Source organism: Shewanella sp. ECSMB14102 (assembly GCF_000813075.1).
In the GTDB taxonomy this organism is placed as follows: Bacteria; Pseudomonadota; Gammaproteobacteria; order Enterobacterales; family Shewanellaceae; genus Shewanella; species Shewanella indica.
On record NZ_JWGX01000054.1, the window covers coordinates 31,797 to 45,897 of the forward strand.

Sequence of the window (14,101 nt, forward strand, 5' to 3'; positions counted from 1 at the left end):
ATGGTACTGCGCTTTTTTGTATGTGTGGAAAAGACTGCAAGGCAAGCTTTGTTTGCCTGTTGCCCGTTTAATATGGGTGGCTTTATTGTATGACTTTTAGGAGGTGTCATGAATGACGGTGAGATTCGCCTGCGGGCGCTGGAAAGAACAGACCTGAGATTTATTCATCAGTTAAATAACAATCGCATTATTATGGCTTATTGGTTTGAAGAGCCCTATGAGTCGTTTGATGAGCTTGAAGAGCTCTACAACAAGCATATCCATGACAAGACGGAGCGACGCTTTATCGCAGAAAATGCTCAGCAGCAGACTATAGGCCTGGTTGAGTTGGTGGAGATCAATGACATTCATCGTAACGCCGAGTTTCAGATCATTATAGCGCCGGAGTTTCAGGGGCGAGGTTATGCCAGACCTATGGTCAACAAGGCGCTCAATTACGCCTTTACCATACTTAACCTATACAAGGTTTATCTGCATGTGGCACTGGAGAATGACAAGGCGTTGCAGCTCTATCAAAAGTGCGGTTTTAAAGAGGAAGGCCATTTGGTACAGGAGATCTTTATCAACGGCCAATACTCGGATGTCAAACGTATGTATGTCTTACAAGCCGATTATCTACAGTTGAATAATATTCACCTATAGAGGGGTTTTCAGTACTTCCAGAAACTGGGGTGGAACAATACGGCAACGGTAAGGATCTCCAAGCGGCCCAGTAACATGCCTATCGACAGCGCCCATTTGGCCAAGTCCGGCAAGCTGGAAAAGTTGCCTGCAGGGCCAATAACCGGGCCGAGTCCTGGGCCGACATTGGTCACTGCCGTGACTGCGCCGGAAAGGCTGGTGATAGGATCCAGACCACAAAGCACCAACACCAGTGTCAGCATCACGATAACCAGCATAAACAGCAGCGCAAAGGTCACCAGGGAGCGCACAATTTCTTCGTTGATAGGTCGGTTGTTGTAGCGCTCGCGGAAAATACCGTTGGGATGAAACTGCTGCTTCAATTGTTCACGCATGATGGCGCCGGCTATCTGGAAGCGGAATATCTTGATACCGCCGGAGGTTGAACCTGAGCAGCTGCCGACAAACATCAGGAATAGAAAGGCGATATTTGCCAGTGCCCCCCAACTGCCGTAGTCAGTCAGACCATAGCCTGTGGTTGTGACCACGGAAACTACGTTAAAACTCGAGAGCCGCAGGGCATCAATAAAAGCTATTTCCCGCGAGCTGTAGAGCCAATAGGCCAGAGAGAAAGACACCAGCAGCAGAAAAAGAATAAAGCCTTTTACTTGGGCATCATTCCACACCTTGATACTACGTTGCTGCAGGCTTTGGACAAACATCAGCAGCGGCAGGCCGCCGGCAGCCATGAATACCACCCCGACCCAGTGCGCTGCTTCGGGAAAGGCCGCCATGGAACTGTCCGAAGTCGAGTAGCCTCCAGTGGAGAGTGTGGTCATGGCATGATTCAGCGCCTGAAACCAGTTCATCCCTGCCAGGTGATAAGCCAAACCGCAGCATACTGTCAGTCCCAGATAAACCAGAAACAGGTATTTGGCCAAGCTCTGGGTGCGAGGGATGGCCTTCTCGGACCAATCTGAGGATTCAGTTCTAAATAGCCGCATTCCCCCCACGTTGAGAAACGGCAGAATGGCCACCGCCATCACGATAAAGCCTATGCCACCGAGCCACTGCAACAGCGAACGCCAGACGAGAATGCTGTGATCCATGCTATCCAGGCCGGATAATACTGTGGATCCTGTCGTGGTGATCCCCGACATGGTTTCAAAGAAGGCATCGGTATAGCCAATACCGTGATACAGGGTAAAAGGCATGGCGGCGAATAGGCTGACGATAAACCAGGTGAGACTGGTCAGCAGGAACATGTCGCGGATATTCAGATTGAGTTTTTGTCCCTGGCCCCTATGCATACAAAGGCTGGAGATTGTGCCTGTGACCAGTGCCGATGCCATGAAGGCTGCCACTGTTTCTTCACCGTAAAACAGAGCGAAGAAGAGTGGAATAAACATAAAGGCCGTCAGCATGGATAAAAACAGGCCTAGGATGAATAGCAGTGGGCGAAAATTCAGCATGGCCAGAGCCTTAGAAGAAAAACGCGCTCGGCTGGAACAGTTTTTCCACTTCACCGATAAACTTCTTGTTCACCAGAAAGAGAATGACATGGTCTCCCTGTTCGATAACTGTTTTATCGTGGGCCATTAAGACTTCATCATCGCGGACTATGGCACCTATGGTAGTGCCAGGCGGCAGCTTGATTTCGCCTATCTGTTTACCTACGACTTTACTGGTGCTGGAGTCACCGTGGGCTATGGCTTCAATCGCTTCGGCGGCACCCCGACGCAGTGAGTATACGTTACAGATATCCCCTTGACGGATATGGGTTAGCAAGGCCGAGATAGTGGCTTGCTGCGGCGAAATGGCGATATCGATATTGGCTTCCTGAACGATATCGACATAAGCTTCACGCTGAATAAGCACCATCACTTTCTTGGCGCCCATGCGCTTGGCCAATAGCGCTGACATGATATTGGCCTCGTCGTCGTTGGTGACGGCGATAAACACATCGGTTTGATCTATATGCTCTTCCATCAAGAGTTCCTGATCGGAAGCATCGCCGCAGAATACCGTGGTATTTTCCAGCTTTTCTGACAGTGCTTCGGCTCTGTCCTGACGGTGTTCTATCAGCTTGACCGAGTGATTACGCTGCAGTTTCTTGGCCAGTCCCAAACCTATGTTACCGCCACCGGCGATCATGATATTGCGGTAGCTGTTATCCAGCTTCTGCATCTCACTCATCACTGCCCGTACATGGCGACTGTCAGCGACAAAGAACACTTCATCATCGGCTTCTATGATGGTGGTTCCCCTGGGCATAATCGGCCGTCCCTGACGGAAAATAGCCGCCACCCGGGTATCAATATTCGGCATGTGTTCGCGCAGCGTTGCCAGCGCGTTGCCCACCAAGGGGCCACCATAATAGGCGCGAACAGCCACCAGGCTCAGTTTGCCTTCGGCGAACTCCAGAACCTGTAAAGCCCCAGGATAATCTACCAGGCGTTGTATGTAAGCGGTTACTAACTGCTCGGGAGCTATCAGCTCATCTATGATGAACCCCCCCCGGGTACGAGGCTCATTACTCTTGGTTTCACTGTCGATAAACAGTTTATCCTGCATCCCCAAATACTGCTCTGAGCGAATACGGGCTATCTTGGTTGGTGTGCCAAACAGGGTATAGGCAATTTGACAGGCGGCCATGTTGCATTCGTCGCTGTTTGTTACAGCGATCAGCATATCGGCATCTTCGGCGCCGGCTTCTTTCAAGACGCCGGGATGGGCTCCGTGACCGACAACCACCCGCAAGTCATATTTGTCTTGCAGTGCCCTAAGGCGGTTTCTGTCACTGTCGACTATGGTGATATCGTTGTTTTCACCCACCAGGTTTTCCGCAAGGGTGCCACCGACCTGACCTGCGCCCAAGATGATTATTTTCATGGCCTCGTCTTATCCCTGAAGTTTCGACTTAACGATTCGCGCGTAATAAAACCCGTCCATATTGTCCTGTCCGGGCAAGATTTGCCAGCCTATCGCATCTGGCTGGTCTGCCTGAGTGATAGCTTCCAGCCGGGCATCCGGCGTACGCTCCAGGAAGGCGACAACTTGATCGCGGTTTTCCTGTGGCAGGATAGAGCAGGTGGCGTATAACAGTACACCTCCTGGCTTTAACCACTGCCAGCAATGATCCAATATCTGTTGCTGCACCTTGGCCAACTCCTCAATATCCTGCGGCTTACGCAGCCACATGATATCCGGATGGCGCCGAATAACGCCGGTAGCCGAGCAGGGAGCATCCAGTAATATGCGATCAAACTTGCCACCCTGCCACCATGAAGCAATATTTGCGGCATCGCCGTGCACCAACTTGGCATTCAGTTGCAACCTTTGCAGGTTCTCGGCAACTCTCTGCAGCCGTTTGTTGTCGTTGTCGACCGCCACCAGTTCTATGTCCGGACACAGCTCCAGCAGATGGCAACTCTTGCCTCCCGGAGCGGCGCAGGCATCGAGAATGGTTTCGCCCGCTTGAGGTGCCAGCAGGGCGGCGGCCCATTGAGCAGCACCATCCTGCACAGACACTGAGCCTTCGCTAAAGCCGGGCAGAGTGGTGACATCGCAGGCTTGCTCGAGCAATATACTGTCTTCCCCCTGACCTGGAGTGGCGGCAATTTCGGCTTCAGCCAAGTGTTGCAGATATTGCTCACGGCTTTGGGATAAACGGTTGTTGCGCAGCCACAGTGGTGGCCGTTGGTGACTCTGCTGCACCACTTGTTGCCAGTTTTCCGGATAGGCAGCAGCGAGCGCCTTGAGGATCCAGTTGGGCGTATTGTGTTCCAGCACAGGGTTATCTGTGGCCAGTGGACTATTGTCTCGCTGGATATTGCGTAAAACGCCGTTGACTACCTTGACCAGGTTTTCAAACTTCAGCTGACGACAGGCTTCAGCAGTTTCCGAAATAGCTGCATGGGCCGGTATCCGGGTGAAATACAATTGGTAACAACCCACAAGAAGCAGCTGGTGGACGATACGCTGTTTCCCTTTGAACTGTTTACTGAGGCAGTCGCTGACTCTCTTGTCCAGTTGTGGCAGGGTGCGCATTACGCCATAGCAAAGTTCGGCTAAAAGCGCCTTGTCTTTGCCGCTGTGAAGCTGCTGCTGTTGTTCGGGCAGGGCAACCGAGAGGGACATGCCCCGTTCCAGTACCTGAAAGATGGCCTTGGCGGCAAGGGCTCTGAGATTCTGCCTCATGATGCTTGAGCCAAATTCTTGCCGGGCTGGAACCATTCGCCCCTGGCGTTGAGAATATCGGCAATATCCAGCGGTTTTTTCCCTGGCAGTTGCGCCTTTTTCAACACTAATAAGCCATCGGCAGTGGCAATGGCTAATCCTCGCTTGTCGGCGCGCACCACAGTGCCCGGCGCAAACTGCTCGTCTGATTCTTCCACTTCGGCCTGCCAGACCTTGATATTTTGTCCCTGGCATTCAAAGTAGCTCACCGGCCAAGGATTAAAGGCGCGGATCTCCTGCCACAGGTTGCGGGCAGCTTTATGCCAGTCGAGGCGGGCTTCCTCTTTACTGAGTTTTTCGGCGTAGTTGGCCAGTGATTCATCCTGCGGCTCGGCGGTTAGCTTGCCTTCGGCCAGACCTTGCAGAGCTTGGATCAGTGCTTCCGGTCCCTGTTGGGCCAGTTTTTCATAAAGGGTTGCTGAAGTGTCGTCATCGGCTATCGGCAGCGAGGTCTTGAGCAGCATATCGCCGGTATCCAAACCGACATCCATCTGCATTATGGTGACCCCGGTTTCTTTGTCCCCGGCCCACAATGCCCTTTGGATAGGCGCCGCACCGCGCCAGCGCGGCAGAATGGAGCCGTGAACATTGATGCATCCCAGGCGGGGAGCCTGCAACACTGCCAATGGCAGGATCAGGCCATAGGCGACCACCACCATGATATCGGCTCCCAGAGCGGCCAACTCCTGCTGGGCTTCTTCATTGCGCAGTGATTTGGGCTGATAGACAGGAATATCGTGTTCCAGCGCCAGCGCCTTGACCGGGCTGGGGGTGAGTTTATGGCCTCTTCCGGCGGGTTTGTCCACTCGGGTATAGACGGCGATGACTTGATGCTCTGAGTCCAGCAGCGCCTGCAGGTGGCGCGCTGCAAAGTCCGGAGTACCGGCAAAAATGATCTTCAGTGGTTTCAAAATAGATCCTAATTATTCGGGATTGATTCAGGCTTTCGCTTCCTGACGTGCCGCTTTTTCCAGCTTTTGTCTGATCCGCTGACGTTTCAGTGGTGACAGATAATCAACGAAAAGCTTGCCCTTTAGATGATCCATCTCATGCTGAATACAGATGGCAAATAAACCGTCTGCTTCAATAGTAAATTCATTGCCATCTCGGTCGAGTGCCGTCACGGTAATAAATTCGGCTCTGTCCACCTTGGCATAAATGCCGGGTACAGACAGACAACCTTCTTCATTACAGAAGTCGCCGCTGGCACTGATAATTTGGGGGTTGATAAAGACTTTTGGACGTTCAACGTCATCCTGTAAGTCCATCACTATCAGTTGCTTATGAAAATCGACTTGAGTTGCGGCCAGACCAATACCCTTTTCTTCGTACATGGTCTCGAACATATTATCGATTTGCGTCTGCAGCGCAGAATCAAATTCTGTCACTGGCTGGGCAATCGTGCGTAATCTCTCGTCGGGGAATCGTAATACTTTTAACAGGGTCATAGATAAACTCTTAACAAGTCTGTCAAATCCGTGCCAGTTGGTTATACTGACTTGTGCTATTGCGTTAATTTTAATCCTTAGCGGCTATCAATAACAGCAAAAGCTCTCACTAATGAGCCAGACAACATGGAAGCCCCCATGAAACGGTTAATTTTACTCGCGTTACTGACATTTAATTGCACCTTCGCTGCAGCAGATACCCTGACATTAAAACCCGGTCACCCTGATACTTATGTGGTCAAGAAAGGCGATACCCTTTGGGACATATCGGCACTGTTTCTCAAAGACCCCTGGCGCTGGCCCAAACTTTGGGGCGCCAATCCCCAGATAGCCAATCCACACCTTATTTATCCCGGCGATCGATTGACGCTGGTGTTTATTGATGGTGAACCCAGATTGGTCAATAAACCTCATGTTCGCAAGAGTCCCGCCGGAAGAGCTCAGCCCAAAGGTGGCGCCATTCCCGCGGTGGATTTGGCTTTGATCCAGCCCTATCTGGTGCAGAACCGGGTGGTCGACCCAGAGTGGTTCAAGGAACAACCTATGGTGCTGGGGGGGGAAAGAGATTCCCGTCACCATGTGATGGACGACATTATTTATATCCAGGCCAATCTGCCACAGGGCGATAAAGTCGGGATGTATCAGCCCGGGCGCGAATTTACCAATAAGGAAAGCGGCGAGTTGCTGGGTCAGGAAGTGATCCTCAGTGCCAGCGGCCGAGTGGTGGAATCGGGTGAAATTTCCAAGGTGAAGTTGCTCAATAATTTCCGCGAAACCAAAGCCGGTTTCAGAGTGTTGGCGATAGAGGATGACTCCTTATTGTCAGCCTACTTTATTCCCAAGGCCAGTGATTTAGAGGGCGCCAAGGTGTTGGCATCTGAACGTAAAATTCGCGCCATGGGTAAACTGGATGTGTTTTATCTGGACCGGGGCAACCGTGAAGGTGTTGAGCCCGGCGATGTGTTCTCTATCTATAAGGACGGTGCCGAGGTGGTGATCAACGGCGAGGGTATCCCGGTACCGCCGACCGAACGCTCCGCTTACGATAACTTGATGGCCAAGATGGGCTCAGACAATGCCGTTAAGCTGCCGGATCTCTATCGCGGTCAGGTAATGGTGTTCAAGGTATTCGACAAGACAGCTCTCGGGCTCATCATGGTGAATGAAAGCCCTGTCAGGGTAGATGACCTTTTGGTCAGGCCTGACACATTATTGAAAGGTGAATGACGCATAATAGTCTGGTTGATTGGCTGGTTGTCGCTGCGGTATCTGGACTGGGACCCCTCCGGATAAGGCAATTACTCTTGCACATGGATGTGGCTGAGTTGAGACAGAGGCTGGAACATGAACCCCAGTCTTTGCCAATAAACCAGACACAGCTCCAACGCTTGGAGTTGGCTCCTGAAAAAGTTGACCAAGCCTTGCAATGGCAGCAGGGTGCCGAGGGTAGATATCTAATCTGTCCTGACGATCCTTTTTATCCGCCTCTCTTGAAACATATTCCTGACTTTCCTCCGATTTTGTTCGTCAAAGGACAGGTTGAAACCCTGCTGCAACCCGCGCTGGCCATGGTCGGCAGCCGAGATGCCAGCCGCGCCGGTTTGTCGCTTGCCTGGCAGTGGGGCGCCGAACTGGATGCCTTGAACATCAGCGTATGCAGTGGTATGGCTGCCGGCATAGATGGCGCAGCTCACCGGGGAGCCTTATCGGCAACCGGCAAAACCATTGCGGTACTAGGTACCGGAATTGACGAAATTTACCCTCGAAGGCATAGGGTTCTTTATGATGATATTCAAGTACATGGTGCAGTTATCAGTGAACTTTGGCCCTCCGTCGGTGTATTTCCCGGGAATTTTCCCAAACGAAACCGTATAATCAGCGGCCTTGCAATGGGAACCTTGGTGGTAGAAGCTCGTCGGCGCAGTGGTTCACTGATCAGTGCTCGCCTGGCATCAGAGCAAGGTCGAGAGGTTTTTGCAGTTCCAGGTTCAGTTATGGGCGATGAACACCAGGGATGCCACGATTTAATTCGTAATGGGGCAAAACTTGTGGAGTCGGTGGCCGATATAGTGGAAGAGTTGGCGCCTTTATGTAGCTGCCACCTTGAAGACTTGCGCAAGAGTCACCATATAAAACCAAGTGAGAACTCTGAGTTGCCATTTAAAACGCTGTTAGCTAGTGTAGATTATGAGACCACACCTTTGGATGTGGTGGTTGAGCATAGTGGAATAACGTTGGATCTGGTGTTGGAACAATTGCTTGAACTTGAGTTGCAAGGTTGGGTTGCCGCAGTACCCGGTGGTTACGTTAGACTTAAGAGGAAATAGCCATGTTTGATATCCTCATGTATCTGTTTGAAAACTATGTTCATAGTGAAGTTGAAATGTTGGTCGACGAAGATGAGTTGACCAAAGAACTCACCCGTGCCGGTTTCCATCAGTCCGAAATCATCAAGGCGCTTTCCTGGCTTGAGCGGTTGGCCGAACTGCAGGAGAGCGATACTCCCTACCTTAGAGGGCATACTCAACATTCCTTCCGCATCTACACCAAAGATGAAATGGAGAAACTGGACGTCGAGTGTCGTGGTTTCCTATTGTTCCTGGAGCAGATTCGGGTATTGAATGTGCAAACCCGGGAAATGGTTATCGATAGGGTGATGGAATTGGACGAGCCAGCTATGGTGTTGGAAGACCTCAAGTGGGTGATTCTGATGGTATTGTTTAATGCGCCCGGTAATGAGTCTGCCTATGAGCAGATGGAAGATCTTATCTTCGAGCAACCAGAAGAAGGTCGATTACACTCCTGAACGGCAGTTTACATTCGACAATCTCAGCACGAATAGTATGGCTAATGTGAAGTGGTTTTATATCGCTCTGGCACCAAACGAGATGTGCTGAGATTCTTGAGCAAAAAGAGCAGCTGCAAGATATATGTGCTGTTATTGCCTGTCTTGGCCGGTATCAATTCAATTCGCTTTCAGGATATTCTCAGAAAGTTGGGCAATCTTTTTGGCTGCAGTTATCTTCATTTCCCCATTGTCTGAATACTTCAATTTTTATCATTCCGCAAAAGAGAGCGATAAGCCTTTCTGAAAAAGACCACGACAGTTTCCAACCTATGTAACTTTTTCCTGAAGTGAAGGCTATTTCACTATCTGTTCTTGCCGGCTGAGTCTTTCAGTGAGTGTGGTCATCAACTCGACTCCCTTTATCCGTGTGGCGCTGGTAAAATGTTCGCCTAACTCTTTTAACAGCGAGATGTGTCATGGCCAAGATAGACCAGCAGTTGTTTAATGCTCGGGCGCACGCGCTCGAAAAAGAATATGAACTTTGTCCCAAGTGCGGCAGTGAGCTCTCCGTGCGCCACAGTAAGCATGGTGGTTTCATTGGCTGTAATAATTATCCAGCGTGCGATTACACCCGGCCTTTGGTGCAGCACGAATCCATCGACTCCCAGCCTATTCCCGGCTCCGAGTGTCCCCAGTGTGGTCACGAGTTGGCGGTCAAGTCGGGGCGCTTTGGTATTTTTATTGGTTGTACCCAGTATCCGCAATGCACCCATATCGAGCGACACGATCAGCAGGAAGAGGCTGAAAAAGTGCCTTGTCCTCAGTGTAATAGCGGAGTGCTTGAGCATAGAACCAGTAAGTTCGGCAAGAGCTTCTATGCCTGCAGCAACTACCCCAAGTGCAAGTTTCTGGTGAATTTTCCTCCTCGGGCAGAGGCTTGTCCTGAATGCGGTTTCGGTATTCTGGTAGAACGTAAGGGCGCTGCCGGCGATAGACTGGAATGTCCCCGTAAGGAATGTAAGTACAAGCGAACTCTGTGATCCGGCTCAATATGTGACTATAATCACCTCCGCTGTCGCCGAGGGCGCTCAGCCGTCTTTGTCTCTATAAAAGGTACTCTCAATGCTGCACTTGCTCGCCGCCAGGAGTAAGCAACTGCTTCTGGATGGAGGGGTCATAGCGTATCCCACCGAAGCTGTTTATGGTTTGGGATGCGATCCCGATAATGAAGCCGCCGTTTCCCGAATTCTCGACATTAAACAGCGTCCCTGGCACAAGGGGCTTATCATGGTTGCCAGTGACTATCGGCAGTTGCAACCCTATCTGGACGAGTCTCAACTGAGTGATGAACAACTGCAGCAGGCGTTTGCCAAATGGCCCGGACCTTTTACCTTTGTTATGCCGGTGCGTCAGGGAATGAGCCAACTGCTTTGTGGTCATTTTGATTCTATTGCCGTCAGGGTGTCGGCCCATCCGGTTGTTCGGGAGTTGTGTGATACCTTGGGCAAGCCGCTGGTATCCACCAGTGCCAACTTGGCGGGTGAGTCGCCGGCTCTGACAGTGAATGATATTGAAACAACGTTTGCCGGGCAGATAGATGCCCTTATCGAAGGAGAGTTGGGGCAGCAGCGCCAACCTTCCACCATCATAGATATTCGCAGCGGCCAGATCCTGCGTAATGGCTAATAATTCCAAGCAAGAAGGAGCGAGCATGACGGCACCTGATTCTCACCAGGTAAAAGCATTCTTGATGCAACTGCAACAACAGATTTGTGAAGGACTGGAACGACTGGACGGCAAAGCTGAGTTTACTACCGATGCCTGGAAACGGGCCGAGGGCGGTGGCGGTATCAGTAAGGTACTTAACGGCGGTGACGTGTTTGAACAGGCCGGGGTGAACTTCTCCCATGTAGAAGGCGCGGCCATGCCTGCCTCGGCAACGGCACACAGGCCTGAGTTGGCCGGACGAAGTTTTGAAGCTATGGGGGTTTCACTGGTTATCCATCCGCGTAATCCCTATATTCCTACTACCCATGCCAATGTGCGCTTCTTTATTGCCCGCAAAGAAGGTGCCGATCCCGTCTGGTGGTTTGGTGGTGGCTTCGACCTGACCCCCTATTACCCCTTCCTTGAGGACGTACGCGAATGGCATCAGCAAGCCAAAGCGATTTGCGAGCCTTTCGGCGAAGCGGTATACCCCAAGTACAAAAAATGGTGCGATGAGTATTTCTTCCTGCCACACAGAAACGAAACTCGCGGTGTCGGTGGCCTCTTCTTCGATGACCTCAATGAAGGTGGCTTTGAGCAGTGCTTTGCTTTCATGCAAGCTGTCGGAAACGGTTTCTTACCTGCCTATGCCCCCATTGTTGAGCGGCGTAAGGATACCGAATATGGCGAGCGTGAACGTGAGTTCCAACTGTATCGCCGTGGTCGCTATGTAGAGTTCAATCTGGTCTATGACAGAGGAACTCTATTTGGGCTGCAAACCGGCGGCCGAACCGAGTCAATACTCATGTCGATGCCGCCCTTGGTTCGCTGGCAATACGCCTATGAACCCGAAGCCGGCTCTGCCGAAGCCAGGCTCTACAGTGATTTTTTACATCCCAGGGATTGGCTCACCGAATAGTTAGTGAGGGTAACCAATAAGCCTTAATCTGGCTTATTGGTTACGCATATGGTCTGCTAACTGAGCGATAGCATTGAAAATCACCTTCCTGTGTTCGGGATCCTTCAAGTTGGCCTCCAGTGAGGCCCTCATACATAACAGCCACTGATCACGCATTCTTTCATCAACGGCAAACGGCATATGTCTGGCTCTAAGCGCCGGGTGGCCATATTTGGCTTGATACAGCTGAGGCCCTCCCAACCAACCACTGAGAAATTCATATAACTTCTGCTCAGATTGTGCCAGCGGAGCCTGATGTATGGACAAAAGTTCCTGAGTATCCGGCCGCGTCTGCATCTGCTGATAAAAGCTCTTGGCTATGGCGCGTATCGTTTCGTCGCCGCCGATCAGATCATAGGCGTTGGACTGAGTGGGGTCCCGCTCAGCCTCGGGTTTACGATTGAGAATTTTCTTTAGCCAGTTCATTTGCGTGTTGAATCTTGTTGTCGATTTTGGCGCCAGTATACACTGAAAGCCCCATAGGTCGGCAGCCTTGCCTGGCCTTGGGCCGCTGAGTAGACTGATACATCTTCCATTGCTCTGGAGCACAGATGACCGACCGCTATGCCGTCTTTGGCAATCCCATTCAACACAGTAAATCACCCGCTATCCATGCAGCTTTTGCCGCTCAGACAGGGCAAAACCTAAGCTATCAAGCGATTCTGGCGCCAATCGATGACTTCAGTGGCAGTGTCACGGCTTTTTTTGCTGCCGGGGGGATGGGCGCCAATGTCACTGTGCCTTTCAAGGAACAAGCCTTTCAACTCTGTGATGAGTTGAGTCAGGAAGCTGAAACCGCCGCCGCAGTGAATACCCTGATTAAACTGGATGATGGCAGAATTCGGGGTGACAATACCGATGGCTACGGCTTGGTGGCCGATCTCAGTCGTTACCTGATACTGAAGGATAAAAAGGTCTTGCTGCTCGGCGCTGGTGGGGCTGCCAGGGGTTGTCTGCTTTCTCTGTTGGCGGCCGGTGTCGGCCATATTGATATCTATAATAGAACATACAGTAAGGCCGAGGTGCTGGCGGCTATTGCGCCACAGCAATTACAGGCGTTGAGGCGAAATGAACTCTATGAGGGTTATGATCTCATTATCAATTCCACCTCAGCCAGTTTACATGGTGAGTTGCCGGATATTCCCGTAACCGTGGTTGCCAATCATAGCTATTGCTACGACATGATGTATTCGGCACAAACAACCGCGTTCAATTGCTGGGCTGCCGAGCAAGGGGCGGCAAAAACACTGGATGGGTTAGGAATGTTGGTGGGACAGGCGGCTAGAAGTTTCTATTTATGGCGAGGTGTCATGCCCAAAGTTGAGCCTGTACTCGAGAGTCTGCGGCAAGAATTAAAAGGAGAGGCCTCATGAATCAGGGGATCATCTTCAGCGACTTGTGTCAGTGGCAAGCCGAATCAAACAGGCTCAAGTTTATGGCCCAGCAGCAAGGGGTCAATATTCCTTGTTATGTTGGCTTACAACGTATGCAGCAAATAAGTGGCAAGGTTGTTCTCGAAGAGCAAGAGATCCTGAGCCTGTTTGAACAGTGGCGCTTCGACTTCGAGGATGAAGCCGAGGCGCTGATTGAGCAGGAATGCTTCAATGACTCAGGTGAGATAGAGTTACCTGAGTCAGTATAACTTTCTTAGTCAGTGCTACTTTGCTCGGCCAGGTACTCATCTTTAAGGCGGACATAGTTGTCTGCCGATTGTGGCAGAAATTGGCGTTCGGCCTCGGTCAAGGGGCGGGCTTGTTTGGCCGGGCTGCCTATATAGAGAAAGCCACTCTTTAGTACCTTACCGGGAGGCACCAAGGAACCTGCACCTAAAATCACATCGTCTTCGATGATGACGCCATCTAAAATAATGGCTCCCATGCCAACTAATACTCGATTACCTACCTTGCAACCGTGAAGCATGGCTTTGTGCCCTATGGTGACATCATCGCCGATGAGCAGCGGGTGTCCTTCGGGGTTGGCCGGAGACTTACGGCTAACATGCAGGACTGTGCCATCCTGAACACTGCTGCGTTTGCCGATGCGAATATGATTGACGTCACCCCGGGCAGCCACCATGGGCCAAACGCTGGCGTGCTGATCCAAAAAGATGTCACCTACCAGAACCGCAGCTCCATCAACATAGACGCCTTCGGCCAACTTTGGCTTGGTACCTTGGTAAGATCTGAGAGAATTGGCCATAAAAAGTCCTTAAATGAATGGTTTTCGCCATTATAAAGATTAAAAAGTGGCAGGTCAGGACAAATTCTCAGCAAGTAAGCCAAAAACAGCAGTTTTCTTTTAAAAAGCCCTTGCACAAAAGTTCAGGCTCCCTATAATGCG

The 14,101-nt window shown here is 51.2% G+C and carries 16 protein-coding genes; 9 read left to right on the top strand and 7 right to left on the bottom strand.

Annotated elements, in window-relative coordinates:
- Positions 1–108 precede the first annotated feature (108 nt).
- Complete coding sequence (gene speG, locus RC73_RS16565; RefSeq protein ID WP_039035696.1) at positions 109–642, top strand: spermidine N1-acetyltransferase; 534 nt, start codon at positions 109–111, stop codon at positions 640–642.
- 8 nt (positions 643–650) lie between these two features.
- Here speG and RC73_RS16570 read toward each other — a convergent pair whose 3' ends face one another.
- Genes RC73_RS16570 through def form a run of 5 tightly spaced genes read right to left on the bottom strand, consistent with a single transcriptional unit; the run spans position 651 to position 6,308 of the window.
- The gene (locus RC73_RS16570; protein WP_039035697.1) at positions 651–2,093 is read right to left on the bottom strand and encodes a TrkH family potassium uptake protein; all 1,443 of its coding nucleotides are present in this window, start codon (positions 2,091–2,093) and stop codon (positions 651–653) included.
- Positions 2,094–2,103: 10 nt separating this feature from the next.
- Positions 2,104–3,513, bottom strand: a complete 1,410-nt coding sequence (gene trkA, locus RC73_RS21010; protein ID WP_039035698.1) for a Trk system potassium transporter TrkA — start codon at positions 3,511–3,513, stop codon at positions 2,104–2,106.
- 9 nt (positions 3,514–3,522) lie between these two features.
- The gene (gene rsmB, locus RC73_RS21015; RefSeq protein WP_039035699.1) at positions 3,523–4,821 is read right to left on the bottom strand and encodes a 16S rRNA (cytosine(967)-C(5))-methyltransferase RsmB; all 1,299 of its coding nucleotides are present in this window, start codon (positions 4,819–4,821) and stop codon (positions 3,523–3,525) included.
- On the bottom strand, positions 4,818–5,771 hold the full coding sequence (gene fmt, locus RC73_RS16585; RefSeq protein ID WP_039035700.1) for a methionyl-tRNA formyltransferase: 954 nt from the start codon (positions 5,769–5,771) through the stop codon (positions 4,818–4,820). The genes rsmB and fmt overlap by 4 nt, the downstream gene beginning before the upstream one ends.
- A 27-nt stretch (positions 5,772–5,798) precedes the next feature.
- Positions 5,799–6,308: a peptide deformylase gene (def, locus tag RC73_RS16590; RefSeq protein ID WP_039035701.1), complete on the bottom strand. Its 510-nt coding sequence runs from the start codon at positions 6,306–6,308 to the stop codon at positions 5,799–5,801.
- Positions 6,309–6,434: 126 nt separating this feature from the next.
- Between def and RC73_RS16595 the strand changes: the two genes are divergently transcribed.
- From RC73_RS16595 to hemF, 6 genes are all read left to right on the top strand, one after another.
- Complete coding sequence (locus RC73_RS16595) at positions 6,435–7,535, top strand: LysM peptidoglycan-binding domain-containing protein (protein ID WP_039035702.1); 1,101 nt, start codon at positions 6,435–6,437, stop codon at positions 7,533–7,535.
- A gap of 83 nt (positions 7,536–7,618) precedes the next feature.
- Positions 7,619–8,635 (top strand): DNA-processing protein DprA, encoded by a 1,017-nt coding sequence (gene dprA, locus RC73_RS16600; protein WP_039035703.1) that lies wholly within the window; start codon positions 7,619–7,621, stop codon positions 8,633–8,635.
- A gap of 2 nt (positions 8,636–8,637) precedes the next feature.
- Positions 8,638–9,114: a DUF494 family protein gene (locus RC73_RS16605; protein ID WP_025889803.1), complete on the top strand. Its 477-nt coding sequence runs from the start codon at positions 8,638–8,640 to the stop codon at positions 9,112–9,114.
- Positions 9,115–9,572: 458 nt separating this feature from the next.
- A complete protein-coding gene (locus RC73_RS16615; protein WP_025889805.1) occupies positions 9,573–10,136 on the top strand; it encodes a DNA topoisomerase family protein in 564 nt (187 codons plus the stop codon).
- A gap of 82 nt (positions 10,137–10,218) precedes the next feature.
- A complete protein-coding gene (locus RC73_RS16620; RefSeq protein WP_039035705.1) occupies positions 10,219–10,782 on the top strand; it encodes an L-threonylcarbamoyladenylate synthase in 564 nt (187 codons plus the stop codon).
- 25 nt (positions 10,783–10,807) lie between these two features.
- Positions 10,808–11,722 (top strand): oxygen-dependent coproporphyrinogen oxidase, encoded by a 915-nt coding sequence (gene hemF / locus RC73_RS16625; protein ID WP_039035706.1) that lies wholly within the window; start codon positions 10,808–10,810, stop codon positions 11,720–11,722.
- 33 nt (positions 11,723–11,755) lie between these two features.
- On the opposite strand, the gene RC73_RS16630 is transcribed toward hemF, so the two are convergent.
- A complete protein-coding gene (locus tag RC73_RS16630; RefSeq protein WP_039035707.1) occupies positions 11,756–12,187 on the bottom strand; it encodes a group II truncated hemoglobin in 432 nt (143 codons plus the stop codon).
- Between the two features lie 125 nt (positions 12,188–12,312).
- Between RC73_RS16630 and aroE the strand changes: the two genes are divergently transcribed.
- On the top strand, positions 12,313–13,134 hold the full coding sequence (gene aroE, locus RC73_RS16635) for a shikimate dehydrogenase (protein ID WP_039035708.1): 822 nt from the start codon (positions 12,313–12,315) through the stop codon (positions 13,132–13,134).
- Positions 13,131–13,403, top strand: a complete 273-nt coding sequence (locus RC73_RS16640; RefSeq protein WP_039035709.1) for a DUF1488 domain-containing protein — start codon at positions 13,131–13,133, stop codon at positions 13,401–13,403. Before aroE ends, RC73_RS16640 begins: the two co-directional genes overlap by 4 nt.
- Before the next feature lie 5 nt (positions 13,404–13,408).
- On the opposite strand, the gene RC73_RS16645 is transcribed toward RC73_RS16640, so the two are convergent.
- Positions 13,409–13,960 (bottom strand): gamma carbonic anhydrase family protein, encoded by a 552-nt coding sequence (locus RC73_RS16645; RefSeq protein ID WP_039035710.1) that lies wholly within the window; start codon positions 13,958–13,960, stop codon positions 13,409–13,411.
- Positions 13,961–14,101: the final 141 nt, after the last annotated feature.